Source organism: Halobellus sp., assembly GCF_042218505.1.
Classification (GTDB): domain Archaea; phylum Halobacteriota; class Halobacteria; order Halobacteriales; family Haloferacaceae; genus Haloquadratum.
In genome coordinates this window covers 20,600-42,352 of record NZ_JBDGQZ010000044.1, presented here as the reverse complement: position 1 = coordinate 42,352, position 21,753 = coordinate 20,600, and the positions used below count along the sequence as shown (strand labels likewise).

The window sequence follows — 21,753 nt, the reverse complement described above, 5'->3', positions numbered from 1 at the left end:
GCGGCACGACGCGCTGACGCCTCGGGACCGATCGTGACCAACGGCGCGCTCGCCGCGCTCCGGACGGGGATCGACGACAGCGGCTCGTCCGTCCGATGAGTCGCTCTGAGCACGTCGCTCTTCGTGACGATCGCTCCGGGCGCGCCGTCGTTGGTGACGACCGCACTCCCGACGTCGGCGTCGAGCATCCGCTCTACGGCGACCGCGAGGGTGGCGTCGACGTCGACGGTGACAACGTTCCGGGAGCAGACGTCGCTGACGCGCATTGCCTCCTGGCCGTGATACGCGAACTTACGCCTTCCGACGAAACGCGATCTCGGTTCGGACACACTGAGCTAGTGGGTTATAGTGGGCAACAAGTAAGTAGCAGCACAGACTACGGACGGTATGGAGGTAGACGCCGACGACGTTCGGACGAAAGAGACCGACGACCGGGGACGGATCTATCTCGGAACCGAGTACGCGAACAAGCGCGTCACCGTCGCCGTCGTGGAGGTGTCTACTGATGGTCCCGACGAGGACGAACTTGCCGACGCGTATCGAGATGCGTCACAGAGTGCCGCGTCACTGGCCGATGCGTGGGACGAGACGTCCGACGAAGCGTGGGAAGAGTCCCTCGAATGAGCGAGGCACCGGAGATTCGACGCGGAGACGTCGTCATCGTCCGCCTCGATCCCGCCGAAGGGCACGAGTTAGAGAAGACGCGTCCGGCGGTCGTCGTACAGAACGACGTCGGTAACGCGAATTCGAGTACGACCATCGTCGCTCCGGCGACCGGGACGCATCGAGGGTATCCGTTCGAAGTTCTCGTCGAGAGCGAGGATTCGCCGTTCGAGAAGGACTCTTCCGTGCGACTCGATCAGATCCGTGTCGTCTCGATCGCGAAACGGATTCACTCGGTCGCGGGGAGTCTCGACGCAGCAACGATGCGAGAAATCGACGACGCGCTCGAACTGAGTCTCGGACTCGACTGACAATAGTCGGCATGAGAGTCCGAGCGCCCGATCGCCCTACAGGAAGTCCTCGATGTAGTCCGCCACTTCGTTCGGCGTGTCACCGACGGGGACCCCCGCGTCGTTGAGCGCGCTGATCTTCGAGTCCGCCGTTCCGGTCCCGGACCCCGAAACGATCGCGCCGGCGTGACCCATCCGCTTGCCTGGCGGCGCGGTGCGCCCGGCGATGAAGCCAGCGACGGGGGTGTCTATATACTCTGCGATGAACTTCGCGGCCTGTTCTTCGTCCTCACCGCCGATCTCGCCGCACATCACGACCGCCTTCGTGTCTCTGTCGGCCTCGAAGGCTTCCAGCGCGTCGACGAACGACGTCCCGATGATCGGGTCGCCGCCGATGCCGATCGCGGTCGTCTGACCGATCCCTCTCTCAGTTAGATTCGAGACGACCTGATACGTGAGCGTCCCCGACCGGGAGACGAGACCGACGTCGCCGGACTCGAAGATGTTGCCGGGGAGGATGCCCAGTTTGGCCTCACCGGGGGTGATGATGCCCGGACAGTTCGGGCCGATGAGGCGCGTGTCCGTCTCGGAGAGCCGCTTGTTGACCTTCGCCATATCCTGAGTCGGGATGCCCTCCGTGATCGCGACCACGAGGTCGAGGTCGGTGTCGAGCGCCTCGAAGACGGCGTCGCCGGCGAACGCCGGCGGGACGAAGATCACCGACGCATCGGCGTCCTCGGCCTCGACGGCCCCGTCGACCGTGTCGTAGACGGGGACGCCGGCGACCTCCTGGCCGCCCTTCCCGGGAACCGCGCCCGCGACGACGTTCGTGCCGTATTCGATCATCTGCTCGGTGTGGAACTTCCCCTCTCCACCGGTGATGCCCTGTACCACGACGCGCGTGTCGTCGTCGACGAAGATGCTCATTGGGATGCCTCCTGTGCGTTCTCGACTGCCTGCTGCACCGCGTCTTCGAGTGTCGCTTCGACTTCGACCAGATCGGTGTTGAGGATCTCCATTCCCTCCTCGGCGTTGGTGCCAGCCAAGCGGACAACGACTCGCTTGGGGATCTCGTCGAACTGCTCCAGCGCCTCGTTGATTCCCTTGGCGACCTCGTCGCCGCGGGTGATGCCGCCGAAGATATTGAAGACGACGGCGTCGACGTTCTCGTCGGCGAAGACCATATCTAGGGCGTTCGCGACGCGTTCGGCCTTCGCACCGCCGCCGATGTCGAGGAAGTTCGCCGGCCGGCCGCCGAAGTGATCCACGAGGTCGAGCGTCGTCATCACGAGTCCCGCGCCGTTGCCGATGATGCCGACGTTGCCCGACAGGCGGACGTAGTCGAAGCCGTACTCGTTGGCCCTGGCCTCGAGGTCGTCCGCGGCCGCTCCGTCTTCCATCTCCGCGAGGTCCGGGTGTCGAAAGAGTGCGTCCTCGTCGATGTTCATCACGGCGTCCGCGGCGATGACTTCCCTGTCTGACGTGATCATCACGGGGTTGATCTCGATCTCGGTGGCGTCTCTCGACTCATAGAGGTCATAGAGCGTCGAGAGGATGGACGCGACGTCGCTGGCGATGTCGGCCGAGATCCCGGCGTCGTAGACGACCTTGCGGGCTTGATACGGGTGGAGGCCGAACGCGGGATCGATGTGTTCGCGCGCAATCGCCTCGGGGGTCTCCTCGGCGACGGACTCGATGTCGACGCCGCCTTCGGTCGAGACCATCGCGACGGGCTCGCCCTCGCCGCGGTCCATCGTGATACCCACGTAGAGTTCGTTCTCGAAGTCGACGCCGGACTCGACGAGGACCTTCTCGACGGTGTATCCCTTCAGGTCCATTCCGAGGATCTCGTCGGCGTACCGCCGCGCTTCGTCCTCGTCGGTCGCGATCTCGATGCCGCCGGCCTTCCCCCGTCCGCCGACGTGTACCTGTGCTTTGATCGCCGCCGGGAACCCGATGTCTGCGACAGCCTCGACGACCGCCTCGACGGTCGTCGCCAAGCGCGATTTCGGCACCGGAACCCCGGCGTCGGCGAAGACCTCCTTCGCCTGATATTCGTGTAAGCGCATCGTCCGAGAGACTGACACGCGCCCGCATAAATCCCGCCGATATCCGTTTTCTTTACGCTGCTCGCTCTAACGATCAGATCTGCCGGAGTCACCCACTTTGGGTGTCGGATCTGATCATCTCGACGGCCGCCGCAGGCGCGTCCAGCGTCCGGGTGAGTTGCGTCCGAAATTCGGCCTCGACTCGGTCGAACCGACACTCGCCCCCGGCGTCTGCGACCGTCCCGACGCTCGTCGGATCGAAGTCGTAGCCGAGTTCCGCGTACACGTCCGCGAGCACGTCCGCCAGTTCGTCCCGGTCCTCGACGTACAGCATCCCGGAGACGAGTGCTCCCGAGGTGGTCACCCGCTGTGCGAGGCCGACGAGTTTGCCGTCGCACTGGAGACTGTGGTCGCCTGGGCAGTACGTCTCCGGCGGTTCGCCCCGCGTGGCAGCCACCCCGAGGTTCCGGAGCGCTTGTCGCACCGAGGACACCGCGGTGTCGTACCGCTCGCCGATCCCCGTCCGGACGTCGGCCGCATCGCCCGGTTCGGCGACAGCAAAGAGCACCGTCGTTGCGGTCGTGGCGACCGCGCGACCCCCGACGCGTCGCTCGACTGGCTCGAACCCCGCTTCACGGGCTCGCGTCTTCGCCGCCTCATAGCCCGACTGCCGGGTGTCCCGATAGCCGAACCGCAGGTACCGCCCCGGTCGCCAGACGGCCACCGCGGGCACCCCCGCTGACGCGCGGTCGAGCAGTCGTTCGTGCACGCCTTTCTCGGCCGTATCGCTCATTCGACGTACTGCTCCGCGTCGCCGAGGTGCTTCGCGAGCGTCCCTAGGAACCGGGCCGCGTCGGCGCCGTCGACGACGCGGTGATCGAAGCTCAGGTCGAGCGTGAGGCGCTTTTCCGTCCCGACGCTGTGCTCGCTGTTCTCGTCGGGGACGACCGCCTCACGGATCCGGTTCACGCCCAGAATCGCCACCTCTGGTGGGTTGATCACGGGCGTGAACGAGTCGACGCCGAGCGGGCCGAGGTTCGAGACGGTGAACGTCCCGCCCTGGAAGGTGCTCATCGAGTACTGGCCCGTCTGTACGCGCTCTGTCAACCGGCGGCGCTCGGCGGTGATCGTCGCGAGCGACTTCGACCCCACGTCCTCGAGCACGGGTGTGACGAGTCCGTCGTCGATGTCGACTGCGACGCCGAGGTTGTGCTCCTCGTAGACGCGGTGGGTTCCGTCCTCGAAGGTCGCGTTGAACGCGGGGTGCTCGGCCAGCGTCTCCGAGAGCGCGCAGACGAGCACGTCGACGACGGAGGGTTCGACGGGCTCGCCGTCTCCGCCGAGTTCGGTATCCGCCGCCGCAAGCATCGACTCGGCCGACACCGCCCGGCTCACGGTGACGTGAACGGCCTCCTGGTAACTCTCCTGCAGCCTGGACGCGATCGTCCGCCGCATCGGGCTCAGCGAGCGCTCGTCCGCGACCGTCCGCTCTGCGGGTTCGTCACTCGTCATCCGAGACCATCCACGCGAGGGTGTCTCCGCGCGCGAACTCGCCGTCCTCGTCGACGACGACCTCCTCGAGCGTTCCTGCGACGGGCGCGAGCACGTCGACGCTGACCTTCTCCACCTGAACCTCACAGAGACTGGTCTCGGCGTCGACCGCGGCGCCTTCGCGGGCGAACCAGTTTACGACGACGCCCTCGTCGCTGTCGGCGTCGTCGGGCCACTCCGCGAGCGTCACCGCAACGCGGTCCGTCTCTCCGGACATACTATTGCGTCCGTCGCACGGCCGCCGCGATGTCGCCGGCGTCGGCGACGACCTCGTTCTCCAGTGGGCGCGCGTACGGGATCGGAACGTCCGGGAGCGCGACCCGTTCGACGGCCTCGAGCGCGCCGATCGCCTCGTCGGCGACGCTCGCGACGATCTCGCCGGTCACGCCGTACGAGCGGTAGTCCTCGTCGACGACGACGAGATTGCCGGTCTTCTCGACCGACTCGACGATCGTATCGGTGTCGAGTGGGACGAGCGAGCGGAGGTCGATCACCTCTGCGCTGATCCCGTCCGCGGCGAGGGATTCGGCGGCGTCCAGCGCTCGGTGAACGTGCAGACCGAGGGTGACGATGGTCACGTCGTCGCCCGCCTGCTTGACGTCGGCGCTTCCGAAGGGGACCGTGTAGTCCGTCTCCGGGACGGGCGTCTTCGGCCCGTCAGGCGCGGGGAGCCAGCCGATCCCCATCAGGCGCTTGTGGAACAGATAGACGACGGGGTCGTCGTCGCGGATCGCGTTGTGCATCAGGCCCTTGGCCTCGTAGGCGGTCGATGGCACGACGACCTTCATCCCCGGCATATGAGCGAACGTCCCGTAGAGAGTTTGGGAGTGCTGGGCGGCGTCGTTGTACGTGCCCCCAACGCCGGCGGTGAGAACCATCGGCACGGAGACGTTCCCGCCGCTCATATACGTATTCTTGGCCATCTGGTTGTAGATCTGGTCCATCGCCACGCCGAAGAAGTCGACGAACATCAACTCGGCGATGGGGCGCATCCCCTCCTGGGCGGCCCCGACGGCCGCGCCGAGATAGGCCGTCTCGCTGATCGGCACGTCCATCACGCGGTCGTAGCCGAACTCCTCGCGGAGGCCCTCCGTGGAGTCGAAGATGCCGCCGTAGTCGGCGACGTCCTCGCCCATATAGAACACCTCGTCGTCCTCGCGCATCTCGGCGGCGATGGCCTCGACCATCGCTCGACTCATCGTCAGTTCGCGGCTGATCTCTTGGGACATCAGTCGTCACCCCCTGCGAGGTCGAACTCGGGCTCGCTGTCGGTCACGCCGCTCCCCGGATTGACCCACATATCCTCGTAGGCGGCCGACGGATCGGGCTTCGGTTGCTCTCTGGCCCACTCGATTGCCTCCTCGACGCGGGCTTTGGCCCCCTTGCGAAGGTCTTCGAGCTCTGCGTCGCCGACGCCGGCGGCATCGAGGTCCTCTTCGAGTCGCTCGATCGAGTCGCGCTGGGCCGCCGCCGCCTGGTCCTCGTCCGGGCGGTAACTCTCCGGGTCGCCCATAAAGTGACCCATCCGGCGGTGGACCTGCACTTCGAGGACTGTCGGACCGTTCTGGTCGCGGGCGCGGCCGACGGCCTCCCGGGCGGCATCGTAGATCGCAACGGCGTCGTCGACGTCGACTCGGTGCCCGGGCATATCGAACCCGTCGGCCCGCTTCGAGCCGTCTTCGAGATCTGTCACCCGCTCTTTGGGCATACTGATCGCCCAGTCGTTGTCCTCGATCACGAACACGACCGGGAGGTCGTGGACGGCGGCGAAATTGAGCGATTCGAGGAACGCGCCCTGGTCGATTGCCCCCTCGCCGAGATACGCCACGGCGACGCTGTCGCTGTTTCGCTTCTGTGCGGCGAGTCCCGCGCCGGCGGCCGGCGGGCACCCCTCGGCGATGATGCCGCTGCACGCGAAGTTGACCTCCGGATCGAAGAGGTGCATATGTCCGCCTTTCCCCTTTCCGAGTCCGGTCTCCCTGCCGAAGATCTCGGCAGTCATTCGCTTCAAGTCCACGCCTTTTGCGATGGCGACGTGGTGTGGGCGATGCGGTGCGGTGACCGTGTCGTCGTCACGGAGGTGCTGACACACGCCGGCACCCGCGGCTTCGTGTCCAGCCGCGAGGTGAAGCTCTCCGGGAATCGGGCCCGCGGAGATGTCGAAAGCCGGCTGTTTCCCCTCCAAGTACTCCTCCTGGAGGCGTTCCTCGTAGTGACGCGCAGTCACCATATCGACGTACATCTCTTTAAGTTCGGTAGGAGATACCATAGGCCTCATACTACAGTTGCGAACCTTTGTATTTAATAGTGAGTATTGGCTCGATGGTCCAAGAGTACGCAGAGAACCGTCGCTGCCGGCTGGGTCGAAGCGCCGTCTCGTACCGCGTTCGCCGTCATTTATGACGCTTCGTATCGTAGAGCCGGCCGATGCGCGCAGTCAGATTCCACGAACACGGCGGTCCCGACGTACTGACGGTCGACGAAGTCGACGATCCGGAGCCCGACTACGGCCAGGTCCTCGTCGACATCGAAGCCGCTGGCGTCAATCCGGTCGATACCTACTTCCGCGAGGGCGCGTATCCCGTGCCGCACCTGCCGTTCATCGGCGGCGGGGACGTTGCGGGCACCGTCGCGGCGGTTGGTGCGGGCGTCGAGCGCTTCGCCGCCGGCGACCGCGTCTTCGGGACAGGGCTCGGAAACGGGATGCCCGGTTCGTACGCCGAACGGGCGGCCGCACCGGTGGACTACATCGCGCACCTTCCGGACGACGTCTCGTTCGTCGACGGGGCGGCTCTCGGGACTGTGGGGGCGACCGCGTGGCAGGGACTCGTCCACCACGCAGAGACGAAGCCGACCGAGACCGTCCTGGTTCACGGGGGCAGCGGCGGCGTCGGCCACGTCGCGATCCAACTCGCCGAGACGATGGGCGCTCAGGTCCACGCCACCGCGTCGCCCGAGTACGAGGGGACGCTGCTCGACCTCGGCGCGGACCAAGTCTTCGACTACCAGAACCCCGACCTGGAAGCCGCCGTCGTCGACGCTGGCGGCGCGGACGTCGTCATCGACCTCCATATGGACCAGTACCTGCAGTTCAACGCGGACGTCGTGAACACCGGTGCGCGAGTCATCGGCATCGGCAACGACACCGCCGACGGCGGTTTCGACGACATCGGCGTCACGAAGGGCAAGGAGGTCCAGTACCAGTTTATGTCGATGTTCAACGCCGACGACCTCAGCGCGGTCCTCGGCCGGGTGGCCGACCTCGCCGCGAACGGCGAGATGCTGCCGGTCGTACACGAGACGTACGACCTTGCGGAAGCAGGCGACGCACAGCGCGTCGTCCTCGAAGACAGTTTCGTCGGGAAGCTAGTCCTGGTGCCGTAGCGGCGGCGGACGAATTCACACCCGCGAGAAGGCCGCCCAGACCAGCACCCCCACCGGCAACAGGAGAAACGGCGAGAGCACCAGTGAGACACCCCAGGCCAGTCCGTCGCTCACCTCCGGCGAGAGAAACAGTCCGGCCGGCACGACCAGAAAACTGAGCGCCAGGACGCCAGCGGCGGCGATGACGGCCGGATCCCGGTCCGGTCGGTCGGTCTCTCGGACCGGCAGATCCAGTCGCTCGACGGCGCGGTCGATGTCGCGGACGGGTCCGAGCCGCACGTCGCGGTCGACCGAATCGACGTCCGAGATGGTGAGCGTGCCCGTCCCGAGCAACCGGTCGGCGATCGCGTTCCGGACCGAGAACTCCGTTCTCGCGTCGATCGATGCGATCCACTGCGGTGCCTCCAGGGTGGTGTCGTAGGCGACGAGTTCGTCGCCGCGGCGCTGGTATTCGACGGTCCCGTAACGGAGGTAGTAACTGAGGACGCGCGCGGCCACGACGGCGAGAACCGCCAGTAGCGCGACCACGATCCACACCAGTTCGCCGACGAGGACGGCGAAGGCGAGAGACAGCAGCGTGAGAAGGCCGGCGCGGTTCACGAACCCCAGGCCAATAGCTCCGGTGCTCCCGAGCAACACCGAGATGGCATCGACTGTGACCCGCGCGTTCACGTCCGCGTCCGGAAGGTCGAGTTCCGGCGGCGGTTCGCTGTCCTGCCTGTCTGCGAACACCCGCTCGCCCAGTCCGAGCACCGGTGCGCCGACGTGCTCGACGTAGTACCGGTACGTCGAGACGAGCGTCTTCCCGAGGATGACGACCGTGAGGACCGCCAGCCCACCCGCGTGCGTCTCGGCGCTCGCGAGGAGACCAACAACGATGACGACGAGCGACAACTGTGCCGGCGTTCGGACGATTTCCTGTGCGGACACGTCGGCGTACTCCGCTTCGCCGATGTACTCGAAGACGAAATCAGACGCCTGTGCGACCACCAGCGCGCCGATGCTGAACGCGAGAGAGAGCGAGAACGTGAGCCCGAGATCCGCAGAGAGCCAGTAAAGGACGCTGAGCGGCGCGACCGGAAGGAGCCAGAAGCCCAGAATCGAGAGGGCAAAGGGAACGTTCCGGGGGTAGATCGGCGGCCAATCGGCTCGGCACTCCCAGCCACCGCGCTTTTCCCGGAGTTCGTGGAGCGGTTCGATCCCGCCGGGGATACCCGGTGACCCGCGCTCGGCAAACAGGGCTTTCGCCGCGGCGAGGAGGACCGTACTGCACGCTTCTGCCCAGTAGGCGACGAGCAGCGTGGACAGGTCCCACCCCCAGGCGACCACGCCGACGAGGGGGAGGAGGTTCGCGCCGACGACGGCGACGGCACCAGCGAGGAGGGCCGGAGTCGAGTCGAGACGACTGCGGGGAGGGCGCATTCTCGTTCAGGTGTACGGAACACGTCGGGATTTATACACCGGTTCCGATGCTCACAGTGTCTCGGGGCCTCGAAACCGGACCGTCCGGGGTGCCGATCGATCCTGTCCGAATATCGACGAAACTGGCCGTTTCGGGACTCTCGTGTACACTTCTCACGGATCGAGCGGATCCGTATCGCGTGTCTTATCAACCGGCTACCGAGTAGCGAGATTCGACTATGAGCCAACGGGAGACGTGGGCGACGCGCGCGGGATTCATCCTCGCCGCAGTCGGTTCGGCGGTCGGACTCGGCAACATCTGGCAGTTTCCGTTCAAGACCTCGGCGTACGGCGGGGCGACCTTTCTCGTCGTCTACCTCGCTGCCGCGCTGGGCATCGGCCTGCCGGCGATGCTGGCGGAGTTCGTCATCGGGCGGCAGAGCAACCTGAACGCAATCGGCGCCTTCGAGCGACTCGGGCACCGGAACTGGAAGTGGGTCGGCGTCCTCGGCGTCGGCACCGGCTTCTGGATCCTCTCGTACTACAGCGTCGTCGGTGGCTGGGTGCTCCGGTACATCGGCGGGAGCCTCACCGGCGCGTACTTCGCCGGTCCGGCGAGCTACTTCGGGTCGGTCTCCGCCGGCCTCGACGCGCTGGTCCTGCACGCGGTGTTTATGCTCCTCGTCGTCGCCATCGTCGCGGGCGGCGTCGAAGACGGCATCGAGCGCGCGACGAAACTGATGGTCCCGAGCATCGTCGTCATCCTCGGCGCGCTCGCGGTGTGGGTGTTCACGCTTTCCGGTGCCAGTCCGGGCTATGTGTACTTCCTCTCGCCGGACCTCTCACAACTCAGCCTCTCGGTCTCCTTCGACCCGTTCCCCTCCTTCAGCGGCCCGCTCACGAACGTCATCCCCTTCGCGGTCAGCCAGGCGTTCTTCTCGCTGTCGCTCGGGATGGGGGCGATGATCACCTACGCCTCCTACGTCGGTGAGGACCAGAGCCTCTTCGGCGACAGCATCACCGTCGTCGTGCTCAACAGCGCGGTCGGCGTCCTCGCCGGATTAGTCGTCATCCCGCTGCTGTTCGTGCAGGGCGTCGAACCCGGGAGCGGCGGTGCAGGAGCGCTGTTCATCAGCCTCGCGACGGCGTTCGCAGAACTGCCCGCCGGGCGTCTCGTCGGGGCCGTCTTCTTCGCTGTCGTCCTCATCGCCGCGCTGTCGTCGGCGATCAGCCTGCTGGAAGTTGTCACCTCCTACGTCGTCGACACCTACGGGGCGCGGCGGCCGCGGGTCGCGGCCGTGCTCGGGGGACTGATCTTCCTGCTCGGGACCCCCTCCGCGTGGGACACCGCGTGGCTCACGTGGTTCGACACGCTGGCGTATCAGCTGCTCCTCCCGCTGTCGGTTCTCGGCGTGTTGCTCTTTGTGGGTTGGGTCTACGGTCGCCCCGCGGTGGAGGAACTCCTTTCTGGATCCTCCCTCGGGCAGGGTGTCGGCGCGACCTGGCTCTGGCTCGCGCGGACGGTCGTAATCCTCGCCGTCCTGCTCACGCTGTGGCTCGGCGTCCAGACGCTGTTTCTCGACGGCGCTGTCGTCCCGCCAGTGTAGGCCCGATACCGGCCCTGTTGTATTCGCGACGAGCCCGTCGTCTCCATCGGTCGCGACCGTGGGCACGGTTTCGCTTCCGACCAGCCTCAGGTCGCGCTCCGACTCGCCGCTCAGAGTATCATAGCGCAGACGATAATGAGGGAACCGCCCAGCACGATGCCGATCCACATCCAGAGGAGTATAAACTGCAACGGCGACACCAGTAGCATCCTCAATCGCTCCTCGTGCGCCGCAGGACGTCCTGGCGGGTGTCCGCGGTGGCGACCGGCCGGGCGGACTCGAAGCGCTGGACGGACGCTCGCCCGGCGGTGCGACTCCCAGGCGCGTCGATCAGGTGCGCTCGTTCAGGCGTCCAGCGCGCTGTGGTTCGATCAGAAGTCACGTGCTCGTCCTGTAATGGCGAGATCGGTCTTCGAGAAACTGACCACTCGATTGAGCCGGCTTCGATTACGAGACTGGCCTCGGGGATGGACCTGCGGTATTAGCGTTCGATGAGTATCCGGACGGTCAGCCCGTACAGGACTGTCACTTGACAACTCTGGAACGGGAACTGTATGAGCGGAAGCGAGTCCGTCGTATCGAGCGATTTCGTCTTGATCAGCCCCTCGAGGCGTTCGGCGTCGACGAACTCTTCCAGTGGAGGTGTCGCCGACAACTCCGACCACTCCTGTGTCGCTTCCGTGACCGTCGAGACAAGCGCCTGTTCGATACCGACCGGCCGGTCGAACTCTCTGATGAACTTCTCATCGGTGGACCATCCGCGTGCCTGACCCGGGTCCGTATCCTGCGTTTGTCCCATACTATGATATCTGACAGGAGCCTATAGGACATTCTTCCTATATTGATCGATCTCCCATTCGTACTACCAATACATATCGGGATTGTCGGTGGACGCGCCTGCAGGTGGCCTCGCTCAACGCGAGACGTGGTTGTGTACGGTATCTCCGGCGAAGAGTTCTTCCAGCAGTTTCAATTCACTGGCGCGGAGGTGCTGGCTGAACGTGGACTGTGCGATCCCGATCGCCTCGGCGACCGTCTCGGCGTTCACCTGGCGAGGCCAATCGAAGTACCCCGCGTGAAACGCCACCTGAAGCACTTCGCGTTGGCGATCAGTCAACCGCTCGCCGAGGCGTATCGTGCCGCGGAGCGAATCTCCGTCCCCGGAGTTCTCGCGCTTCGCAATCAGTTCGACGGGTTCGTCGATACCAGTGATCGTCTCCACATAGTCCCGGACGACGACGTCGTGTGGGAGCGACACCGAAACCGCTGTTTCCCCTGAATCGGGGAGCAGTTCGACGTCGGTCAGTGTCGCGCCGTGTTCGACCATCCGCGGAATCGGCGAATCGTGCGCCAACTCGACCTGGTAGACGCTCCCCTCACGGAGAATCGACGCGCTGCGCTCGGGCAGTGTCGCCTGACCGGCTCCCGCATCCTCGGCGTCCCCATCGTTCTCCGCGTACGCGAACACCGTACACACGCCATCGGAGCCGTACGAGACGTCCCTGATCCTGAGTTGACCCGAGACGCGATTGGCCAGTTGTGAAAGCGTCGGATCAGTTCTGATTCGGAACTCAAGCGTGACCGATCCGCCGGACAGCAGTGCGTTTCGCTGCCGGATCGCTCCGATGGCGTGACCGATCGTCACACCGAGTTCTTCGAGCGCTTCGACCTCCTCGGTGTGGAGTCCCTGTGGGCGATCGATGTGTACCTCCAGGGCACCCACCGAACTCGACCGATATCTGATGGGGACCGCAACGATCGTATGCACCCCTCGATTCAGTGCGCGAGCACGCCACCACGTGTCGACATCGACGTCGAGCAGATCCTCGACGAGAACCGAAGCGCCGCGCTCGTACGCCCGCCGCGCCGGTCCCCGATGCGTGTCGGGCTCTCCGTCGGCACCTTCCGTAGCGTCGTCTGTCAGACCCGAGAGATACTCGTCGAGTCGGCCCGCCCACGCCCGTGGAACCGTCCGGTCTGTGGAGACGTCCACTTCCGCGAACCACGCGCCGGCGACGCGGTCGAGTCGCGTCAGGCGCTGACACACGATTCGCTCGATCTCCTCGCGACTGTCAGCGCTCACGACGCTCGGACCGATCGACCGGATCAACTGATTGATCCGATCGAGTCTGGACAGTCGCTCGTTCTTCCGTTTCAGTTTCCGGTCCCGCCGCTTGAGGTCCCGGTTGCGCTGGAGGCGCGCCAGCGACTGACGCGTGTTCGCCGCCCAGATCTTCGCGAGATCGTAGTCTGCAGCAGCGAGGTCTTCTCCGGTCGTCGCCAGCACGAACACGCCCTGCTGCGCGAGCGAGCAGAGCAGCCAGTCGTCGAAGACCTCGTCAAGCCACGTCTCTCGGACGTGTGACGACCGATACGTCGTGCGATCGAGTACGTCGACCTGATCGGTGAAGACGGTCCAGACCGGATCGCTCCCACCGGAGATCGTCGGCGGGTCGATACTGCTGCCCTGATCGACCTGTCTGTCCGCCTGTGGGACGAGTTCGCCCGTGTCCTCGGCTCTGCGGAAGATGCCTGCGTACGAGAATCCGAGATCGCTCGTCGCCGTCGAGACCGCCTGTTCGACGACTGCATCCTCGCTCTCTGCGGCTATCATCTCCCGTGTCGCGCGGTGGAGGCTCCGGAGTTGCTGTTCGCGCGTGTACCGGTCGGTGATGTCGTGGAAGTGCTCGATCCATCCCCCCGCGTACAGTCCGGTTTCGATCGGTCCGCTCCAGTAATCGAGCCACCGCGCTCCCGCGTCGCTCGTTGCCGGTAACTGCACAATCGTGTCCAGTTCCTCGCTGTGACGGTCTACGTTAGCCTGGACGAGCGACGCGAGCGACTCCTCTCCTACCTGGATGTCCTGGTACTGCTCTGCGGCGACGGCGCTGTACTCACGTCCCCGCACGTCGTCCCGATTCATTCCGAGCAGCGTCTCCGTCGCTTCGTTCGCCCACACGATTGTGCCGTCGGCGTCGACGACGATTGTCGCTTCCCGCGAACTGTCGAGGACGTCGTCGGTGAGCGAGCGGTATCGCCGCTCGTCAACCCGCTCTGCGGCAGTCCGCTGCAACCGCTCGACGGCGACCCGAAAGTCGTCGTCCGGAAGATCCGTCAGGAGCGATTCGACGTCGGTCTGCGCGCCTTCGAGTCGCTCTGTCAGTTCCCGGTACTCCTCGCTCCCTTCGAGCACCTCGGGATCTTTCACCGCTTCGAGGGTGTCCTGCCGCTCGATCAACGAGAAGAGTTCGCGGAGTTTCTCGTCGTACTCCGCCCGAGTCAGCATCCGCTCCACCATCTCTTCGAGCGTCGCGGCGTCGACCGGCTTCTCGAGGTACGCGTCGAACCCCATCGACACGATGTCGAGATCCGGGGTGACGGCCGAAACGACAACCACCCGCGGACTGGCGTCTGAGGCCCGAATCTCGGCCAGCACCTCGCCGCCGGTGAGCCCCGGCATCATACGATCGAGCAGGACGACGTCGACTGTCTCGTCGATCAGTTCGAGCGCCTCGGTTCCGCTGTAAGCCGTCTCAGTACGATACGTCTGTCCGAGCCACCTTGCGTACAGATCAGCCAGACTGCGGTCGTCCTCGACGATGAGCACACTGGGTCGGTCCGCGTCCGGCGTGCTCACGATTCTGCCCTCTCCATAGTTACGCTACCGCCCGCTGCGTAATAGGTACTCGGAGCGAGACGGCCGTCCCCTCGGACGTCACGTCGACCGACACCTCGCCGCCCGTCTGCTTGACGATCATCCGGACCATCCAGAGTCCGAGTCCCTGTCCGTGATTCAGCGGGGACTCTTCGCCCGTTTCGAGCACCTCGGCTTCCATTTCGGGGAGCCCCGGCCCGTCGTCACTGATCGTGAAGTCGACCCACTCGTCTGCAACCGCCGAGACCCGAACGTCGACTGCAGCGTCGACCGAAACCGCATTCTCGACCAACTCACGTACTGCTATGCGTAGCTTCTCCGGAACGGCGTGCACCTCATCGTCGGTGACGACCGTCTCGATTGTCGCCTCCGGAGCCTCCTCACGGACTGTCGAAGCGACATCCTCTACGAGCGATGCTGCATTCGTCGTCCCCAGTTGGTCGTTCCGTGACAGGACCTCTCGAATCTCTGCGATTTTCTCCGTCATCGCCCCCCATTTGTCGAGAATCTCCTCGATCGTCTCGAAGTGCTTCTCTCGGGATTCGTCCTCCGGTTCGTCACGGAGCACCTTCGTCCAGCCCCGCAGTTTGTTCAGGTCGTTTCGCATATTGTGACGCATCACGCGTTGGACCACTTCGAGGTGCTTCTGCTGCTGCCGGAACGCCGAGACGTCCCGCCCCTCGAAGACGAGCAGTGCCACCTCGCCCTGGTTGTTGGTTACCGGCTTCATCGAGAAGTCGACCGTCACAAGACCGTCGGCACCGCGCATTTCCGTCTCGTAGCGAACGAATTCCCCGCCTGCAGCTCTGTCTATCGCGTCACGAATCTGGTCGGTGACGGATTCGGAGTGGGTCCACCACGACAGTTCGCTGAACTGCGCTCCGACGACGTCCTCGTGGCCCCATCCGCCGAATTCGAGCGCGGCGTCGTTCGCTTCGAGGATCGTGCCGTCGGGCTCGAGCAGCCCCGTGAACTGGAACGTCTGGTTGAAGATGCCCTCGAACCGCCGAGCGCGCTCTCTGCTCTCGGTCACATCGCGGAGATACAGGAGCATCCCGCCGACGGCGTCGTCGTCCAGCATATTCCGACACCGTGATTCGACGTCGAGCCACTCGCCGTCGCCCGACTCGAAGCGACAATCAGCCTCTATGCTGGCGTCCGGATCGTCGGTTCCGGCGAAGAACTGCTTCATTATCTCGTCTCGCCGGTCCGGGTGAAGATGGTCGAAGAGGTTCGTGCCGACGAGCTCTTCGGGTTCATACCCGAGCACGCCCTCAGCCGACCCGCTCGCATAGCTGATCGTACCGTCCGTATCGACGATCGTCACCACGTCCTCGGACTCCGCGACGAACCGCTCGGTCCGTCGCCGTTGCTGTCGTCTGTCTGTCATATCGCGGACGATCATAGCGTATCCGCGGAACTCATCGCTGTCAGTTTCGAACGACGTGTACTGAACGTCGGCGTAGAACTCCGAGCCGTCGGCCCGTATGCGCCACCCCTCGTCGGCGCTGTCGCCAGCGATACGCGCCTGCTGTAGCAGCCGTTCGTGCCGTTTCGACTCGCGGTCCGATTCCGGATGGAGTTCGGCCACCGACATTCCGACAGCCGCCTCCGAGTCGTACCCGAAGAGGCTCTTTGCACCCGTATTCCACGTCTGGATCGCCCCGTCCTCGCCAACGACGATGAAAGCGTACTCGTTGACGTTCTCGGTCAACAGTCGGAACCGCTCGCGCTCTTCGAACAGTTCCTGTTCGCGTTGTGCCTCCTCGGTGACGTCCTGTGCCAGCAACTGGCCATACGCGCCAATCGATTCCTCGTCGCCGCGCTCGACTGGAACGATCTGGAGTCGGACGATTCGATCGTCGAGTTCGACCCGTTGGTTCGTTCGCTCGCCGTCCAGCGCCGCCCGGAACCGCGGAACGAGTTCGTCTCTCATCTCGGGAAACACCGACCCGACTTTCGTCCCGGCGACCTCTGACGGTTCGAGTTCGAACTCCGAGAGGAGTTCACCGGCAGCCAGTTCGTACTCGAGGTCGTCGTTGAACGTGATGACGGCACCGTTCGGGATGTTCTCTGCGAGGCTGCGATACTGCCGCTCGTTGCGTCTACGTTCGCGCTCTTGATTCTTCTGATCGGTCACGTCCGTCGCCACAGCGAGGATACGAGTTTGGTCGCTGTCTCGATTATTGACGACAGCCCGCGCTTCAATCCACACGGCGTTGCCCTCACGATCGAACATCCGGAACTCCTTCACCAACGGTCCACCATTTTCGAGAGTATCCGCCAGTCCCGCGCGAACGGCCCCGATGTCATCCGGGTGGACCGCCGCCTCGAACTGCTCGAACGTTTCGATGTCCCGGTCGAGAATGTCGATGAGCGTCTCGTTCCACGTGACTGCTCCTGTCTCTACCTCCCACTCGGCGATTCCCGTGCGCGTTCCTTCCAGCGTCAGCTCGAGACGCTCTCGCTGCTCACGGAGTTCTTCGTGGGTCGATCTGCGTTCGATCTCGTAGCTGACCCACCTGCTGATCAGATTGACGAGCGACATCTCGAACTCGTTGAACGTCTCGGCCCGTGGCTCGTCTGCGGCGAAGCACAGCGTCCAGGCCACATCGTCGATCGCTGTCAGATCACTGCCGATGTACGTGCCCAGACCGAAGGTTTCGTAGGCCGGATCCGTCTCCCAGCCCTCCTCGACTGCGTTCGTGACCACCAGCGGCCCCTCGCCGTTGATGGTTTTGCGACAGTACGTGTCCGACAGCGGGGCCGATTCCCCCGCCTGGAGTGACTCGTGGGACCCGACTGCCTCGACGATTGCCTGCGTCCCCGTCTCTCTATCCGCTCGCTCGATCCTCGTCAGGAATCCGTACGGCAGATCCAGGTGTTCTCTGCCGGCATCCAACAACCCGGAGATTTTCTCTTCGAACTCACTGTCCGAATCGGTCGTCACCTCATAGATCCGCTCTAACAGGTCTCCCCGCGCCTTTCGCTGTTCCTCGCGTTTCTTTCGCTCAGTAATGTCGACGAAGAGCGCGCTCGTCCCGTCGACCTCCTCCTGCTGGGGAACTGCGCGCAGCAGTGCACGGATCCGTTCGCCGTCTGCGCCCACGAGCGTCCGTTCGTCCATCCCGAACTCGCCCGAGAGCGCGTCCTCGTAGCCTCCCTCGCGGAGTTCAGTAACCGACTCCGCAGTGTACAGTGACGCGAGTGGTTCGCCTTCCACCTCCGCTCTGTCGTACCCGAGTCGGTCGAGAATGCGATCGTTGCACGTCTCGACGATTGCCTCGCCGTCGACCTGACGTGTCTCGACGAACATCAACGGCCCCTCGTTCAGGAAGCTGCTGAGCCACTGGCTCCGCTCTTTTCGGTCGGAAACGTCCTGCTGAATGCCGATGTAATTCGTCACTGTTCCGCTCTCGTCAGTGACCGGCGTGATCGAGATCCGTGCCCAGTAGGGTGTGCCGTTCTTGCGATAGTTCTGCAGTTCGACCGATACCGGTCTGTCAGCACTGATCGCTTCTCTGAGTCGTGCGACCTTCCTCGGGTCGGTGTTTTCTCCCTGCAGGAACCGTGGATTCCGGCCGAGTGCCTCGTCTTTAGTGTACCCCGTCATTCGCTCGAACGCATCGTTGACGTACACGAGCGGGTTGTCAGAGCGCGTCGCGTCGGTAATCTGGATGGAGACGTTGGCTTCGTCCATCGCCCGATTCTTCAGGGCGAGTTCGCGCTGCCGCCGTCGCTTCTCGGTCTCGTCGCGGACCGTGCAGACGAGCCGGCCGTCGTCGATGATCGTCAGAGAGATTTCGGCCGGGAACGTCGATCCGTCCGGGCGAGACCCCGTGACCTTCCCCCGCCAGTGACCGTCGGATTCGAGCGCCGGGAAGGCTTCGTTTTCCAAGCGAGCAATCTCCTCGTCGCTGTACAGTTCTCGCCAACTGCTGCCCAGGAGTTGGTCTTTGCTGTCGAAGCCGTACATCTCAACGTGGGTCCGGTCGATGTAGACGTACTCGTCGTCGTCGAGAATCGCCACGCCGTCGGCGGCTTCTTCCACAGCACGGTAGATCGATTCGAGCTCTCGTTCCCGCGCCTTCCGAGCGGTGATATCGCGAAGTATGCCGGCCGTGCCACGGAAGTCTTCGTCGCCAATCAGTGCGAGCCGATTCTCGACGACCCGCTGTTCACCGTCGGCCGTTTCGAGTTCGAACTCTGCCGTCTGCGAGCGTGCATCCGTAGCGAGCAGAGCCTCGATATGCTCGCGGACCCGCTCGATATCCTCTTCAGCCATCCCAGAGGAAACGTGCGTGCCGAGCATCTCATCGCCGTATCCGAACTCGCGCTTTGCGGCGTCGTTGACGAACGTGAACTGCCCCTTTCGATCGAGTGCGTACACCGGATCGTCGACGGCCTCGAGAATGGTTTCGTAGCGCTCTAACTCCTCGATCCGGTTGCGCTGCTCGAGTCCGTTCCCGAGCCACTGTGCGAGGAGTCTGATGAACCTGAGTTCGCCTGTGTCAAACGGTTCCTCGCGCGCTATCGGACTCGAGAAGTGTACCGTCCCACGAACGTCGCCATCGACGACGACCGGGGCTGCCAGATACGCGCCAGTCGAACCCGCGGCCGGATGGTCCCGGAATTCGGTGCCGTCGATGTCGGCGAACCCCAGCGTCCCCCTGAGGCCCCGACGCAGCAGTACGTCACACAGCATCTCGCTGCGGTCGACGACCGTGCCGCTCTCGTAGTTCCCGGTGGCGTCGACGACGTTCTCGAATTCGTAATCAGTGTCTTCGACAGCGGAGAGAACGCCGGTCTCGAGGCCGAGGTATTCACAACCGAGTGAGAGTACCCGGTCGACCGTCGTCCCGAAGTCGTCGTCGGAGACTGCCGACTCGTGCAGACGGGTGAGTGCGGCCGTGTCGGTCGGCTCAGCGTCCCTCGCCGTACCCAGTTCGACCTGCGGCACCTCCGTGAGACGACCACGTACGATCGTGTACACGCACGGCGAGCCGTCGACTTCGATTGGGTGGCTCGTGAGCTCGACTTCGGCGGCCGTTTCAGCATCCCACTGCAGCGTGGTGACGAGCGACTCCGAGGCACCGGCCCGAACGGTTTCGAGGTGGTCGCGGAGTTTCTCCCCGTCGTCAGGTGCCAACTCCGACAACGTCGTGAGGTCGTCTCCGTGCTCGATTTCGACGAGTTCGGTGGCAGCGCGGTTTAGATCGACGAGTGTTCCGTCGGCGTCGCTCACGAAGATGGCTCGCTGTGACGCGTCGAACACCGCTCCGCGGAGGTCGCTCGTTGGATCCGGTTCCTGTTGCCGGTCGATCCGATTGAGCGCCGCTTCCAGTGCCGCTGCAACCCGCTCGAGTTCGCTCCGGCTGCGCTCGTCGAAGACCCCCTCGTCTATCGCTCCGACAGTTAGCACCCGACGAGTGCCGACCGGGACGTGAATCGCGCTCTCGAATCCATCGTCCGGACTATCGATCGCTATCGAGTCGGCCGGTGCCCCCGATGTGGCTTCACTGTCGTTTCTCGCCTCCAGTAACTGTTTGAGCGACGGGTCCGGAAGCTTTCGAACAGTCGGCTTGCCGGACGGGTCGCCGACCCGTCTCAGTGTCTTGGCTTCGGGCTCGTACTCCCACACCGTCACTACCGCTCCCTCGAACATCTTCTCCGTGCTCGTAACCGTGTGATCGACGGCCGCCTGAACCGAACTGAACGCGTGGAGCCCAACCGAGAGCGCGAAGGGATCACCACCGTCGTCGGGGCCGGTGGAAGAGTGTGTCGTATGCATACTACGACGACGCCCCCGAGTGATTAATACATATCGCGTTCCCCGCTGTTCCCCTGATTAGTGCCCCGTCCGTCGAATGACGATTGTCCTGATGATAGTTCATTGCGCCCCCCGCCTCACAGACTGCTTCCGTGCTCTCGTCTCGGGATGCCGAGAAGATCGTCGCGTGTTCGACATCACGTCGCTCGTTCAACCCACCGCTTCCGTCCCGCCTCGCGTGCCGCATTTCGTCTGCTTCGTACATCTGTGAGATAACTGCTATACTGTGTTCGGGATATGCACGGTACAGAGACCAACTGTAAGATTTTTATACCTATTTTGATCGGGCATAGCTAAGAGACACCAATAAGTATCGGTATCAGCGAGTATTTCGGTATTCTGAGTGTGACACCCGTTATACTACGGTATCTCCGGGCCAGCGAGAGCGATTCCCGCAGCGATCGCCGTTACGTGCGGTCGCCTTCGCGGGTCGTCGTTCGATCGCCCGAAATCATCTGATCGAACGACAGATCGGTGACAGCCGCCGCTCTCGCAGTCCCGAACAAGCGCCGGTACCGTATCAGTGTCCGTCGGCCCGCGTGACCTCTCTGCAGGACCCTGCTGATGCGCTCGTCCCGCTATACGGGTTCTTCGCCGCGGAACTGTTCGAGCACCTCGCCGACGACGTCCCGGTCGGCCGCGACGAGATACCGCCGCCCCTCGACCAGTTTCGTCGAGTGCTGCACGGCCACGTGACCGCCGGATTCGGCGATGACGACGGTGCCCTCGGGGAGCGTGTCCGCCACCACTTCGCCCGCGGCCGGCGCGCCGTAGCCGACCCGAATGTCGAGCACCTCCAGTTGCCCGGTGACCTCCTCGATCGTGCGGACGTCGCTTCCGGCGAGCGCGTTGACGCCCGCACGGATGCTGGCGCGCTCGGGGAAGTAGATCTTATCCACGTACGCCTCGTACTCGTCGCCGGCTCGATCCTCGGTCCGCGCGACGGTCCGGATGTCCGGGTCGTACCGTTTCGCGGCCATACAGACGACGAGGTTCGTGTCCTCCTTGTCAGTCAGCGCACCCACGACGTCCGTGTGGTCGGTGATCGCCGACTCGAGCACCGACGGCTTCGTCGCGTCGCCCTCCAGCACCTCGATGTCGTTCTCCTCGACTGCCTCGTCCGGTTCGGGATCGATGACAGTCACCGCTCGGCCCCGATCGGCGAAGTGCTGTGCCACGCGATGCCCGACTCGGCCGCTTCCCGCGATCACGATGTGACCCGTTTCAGTCATATTCGTTCATTATGGTATCGATATATAAAACTCAGTCAGGCCTATTTCTGGCTTTCATACTTCCGTCGGTAGCGACCGGGTGGATCCATCAG

General features: G+C 64.3%; 17 protein-coding genes. 4 read left to right on the top strand and 13 right to left on the bottom strand.

Going from position 1 to position 21,753, the window contains the following annotated elements; genetic code table 11:
* Positions 1 to 266, bottom strand: a 266-nt coding sequence (locus ABEI27_RS11945) for a CBS domain-containing protein (protein ID WP_375799630.1), incomplete at its 3' end; no start/stop codon positions are given.
* A 121-nt stretch (positions 267 to 387) separates the two neighbouring features.
* On the opposite strand from ABEI27_RS11945, the gene ABEI27_RS11940 reads away from it, so the two are divergent.
* Entirely contained in the window at positions 388 to 624 is a 237-nt protein-coding gene (locus ABEI27_RS11940) for a hypothetical protein (protein ID WP_375799629.1), read from the top strand.
* A complete protein-coding gene (locus tag ABEI27_RS11935; protein ID WP_375799628.1) occupies positions 621 to 974 on the top strand; it encodes a type II toxin-antitoxin system PemK/MazF family toxin in 354 nt (117 codons plus the stop codon). Before ABEI27_RS11940 ends, ABEI27_RS11935 begins: the two co-directional genes overlap by 4 nt.
* Positions 975 to 1,010: 36 nt before the next feature.
* Here ABEI27_RS11935 and sucD read toward each other — a convergent pair whose 3' ends face one another.
* From sucD to ABEI27_RS11900, 7 genes are all read right to left on the bottom strand, one after another.
* A complete protein-coding gene (gene sucD, locus ABEI27_RS11930) occupies positions 1,011 to 1,880 on the bottom strand; it encodes a succinate--CoA ligase subunit alpha (protein ID WP_375799627.1) in 870 nt (289 codons plus the stop codon).
* Entirely contained in the window at positions 1,877 to 3,022 is a 1,146-nt protein-coding gene (gene sucC, locus ABEI27_RS11925) for an ADP-forming succinate--CoA ligase subunit beta (protein WP_375799626.1), read from the bottom strand. Before sucC ends, sucD begins: the two co-directional genes overlap by 4 nt.
* Before the next feature lie 88 nt (positions 3,023 to 3,110).
* Positions 3,111 to 3,794 carry a lipoyl protein ligase domain-containing protein gene (locus tag ABEI27_RS11920; protein ID WP_375799625.1) on the bottom strand — a complete coding sequence of 228 codons (684 nt, stop codon included), beginning with the start codon at positions 3,792 to 3,794 and terminating at the stop codon, positions 3,111 to 3,113.
* The gene (locus ABEI27_RS11915) at positions 3,791 to 4,513 is read right to left on the bottom strand and encodes a 2-oxo acid dehydrogenase subunit E2 (protein ID WP_375799624.1); all 723 of its coding nucleotides are present in this window, start codon (positions 4,511 to 4,513) and stop codon (positions 3,791 to 3,793) included. Before ABEI27_RS11915 ends, ABEI27_RS11920 begins: the two co-directional genes overlap by 4 nt.
* A complete protein-coding gene (locus tag ABEI27_RS11910) occupies positions 4,503 to 4,769 on the bottom strand; it encodes a lipoyl domain-containing protein (RefSeq protein ID WP_375799623.1) in 267 nt (88 codons plus the stop codon). Before ABEI27_RS11910 ends, ABEI27_RS11915 begins: the two co-directional genes overlap by 11 nt.
* A gap of 1 nt (position 4,770) precedes the next feature.
* Positions 4,771 to 5,781, bottom strand: coding sequence for an alpha-ketoacid dehydrogenase subunit beta (locus ABEI27_RS11905; RefSeq protein WP_375799622.1), 1,011 nt, complete (start codon positions 5,779 to 5,781; stop codon positions 4,771 to 4,773).
* On the bottom strand, positions 5,781 to 6,794 hold the full coding sequence (locus ABEI27_RS11900) for a thiamine pyrophosphate-dependent dehydrogenase E1 component subunit alpha (protein ID WP_375799633.1): 1,014 nt from the start codon (positions 6,792 to 6,794) through the stop codon (positions 5,781 to 5,783). The genes ABEI27_RS11905 and ABEI27_RS11900 overlap by 1 nt, the downstream gene beginning before the upstream one ends.
* 185 nt (positions 6,795 to 6,979) lie before the next feature.
* Here ABEI27_RS11900 and ABEI27_RS11895 point away from each other — a divergent pair, with 185 nt between their 5' ends.
* On the top strand, positions 6,980 to 7,936 hold the full coding sequence (locus ABEI27_RS11895; protein ID WP_375799621.1) for an NADPH:quinone reductase: 957 nt from the start codon (positions 6,980 to 6,982) through the stop codon (positions 7,934 to 7,936).
* Between the two features lie 15 nt (positions 7,937 to 7,951).
* Here ABEI27_RS11895 and ABEI27_RS11890 read toward each other — a convergent pair whose 3' ends face one another.
* Complete coding sequence (locus ABEI27_RS11890) at positions 7,952 to 9,358, bottom strand: DUF6498-containing protein (RefSeq protein WP_375799620.1); 1,407 nt, start codon at positions 9,356 to 9,358, stop codon at positions 7,952 to 7,954.
* A gap of 218 nt (positions 9,359 to 9,576) precedes the next feature.
* Between ABEI27_RS11890 and ABEI27_RS11885 the strand changes: the two genes are divergently transcribed.
* Positions 9,577 to 10,944 (top strand): sodium-dependent transporter, encoded by a 1,368-nt coding sequence (locus tag ABEI27_RS11885; protein ID WP_375799619.1) that lies wholly within the window; start codon positions 9,577 to 9,579, stop codon positions 10,942 to 10,944.
* A gap of 481 nt (positions 10,945 to 11,425) precedes the next feature.
* Here the strand turns inward: ABEI27_RS11885 and ABEI27_RS11880 are convergent, their stop codons facing one another.
* From ABEI27_RS11880 to ABEI27_RS11865, 4 genes are all read right to left on the bottom strand, one after another.
* Positions 11,426 to 11,743: a hypothetical protein gene (locus ABEI27_RS11880; RefSeq protein WP_375799618.1), complete on the bottom strand. Its 318-nt coding sequence runs from the start codon at positions 11,741 to 11,743 to the stop codon at positions 11,426 to 11,428.
* Between the two features lie 114 nt (positions 11,744 to 11,857).
* Positions 11,858 to 14,581, bottom strand: a complete 2,724-nt coding sequence (locus ABEI27_RS11875) for a helix-turn-helix domain-containing protein (RefSeq protein WP_375799617.1) — start codon at positions 14,579 to 14,581, stop codon at positions 11,858 to 11,860.
* Positions 14,582 to 14,600: 19 nt separating this feature from the next.
* Positions 14,601 to 20,390, bottom strand: coding sequence for a PAS domain S-box protein (locus ABEI27_RS11870; RefSeq protein WP_375799616.1), 5,790 nt, complete (start codon positions 20,388 to 20,390; stop codon positions 14,601 to 14,603).
* A gap of 617 nt (positions 20,391 to 21,007) precedes the next feature.
* On the bottom strand, positions 21,008 to 21,661 hold the full coding sequence (locus ABEI27_RS11865; RefSeq protein WP_375799615.1) for a potassium channel family protein: 654 nt from the start codon (positions 21,659 to 21,661) through the stop codon (positions 21,008 to 21,010).
* Positions 21,662 to 21,753 lie beyond the last annotated feature (92 nt).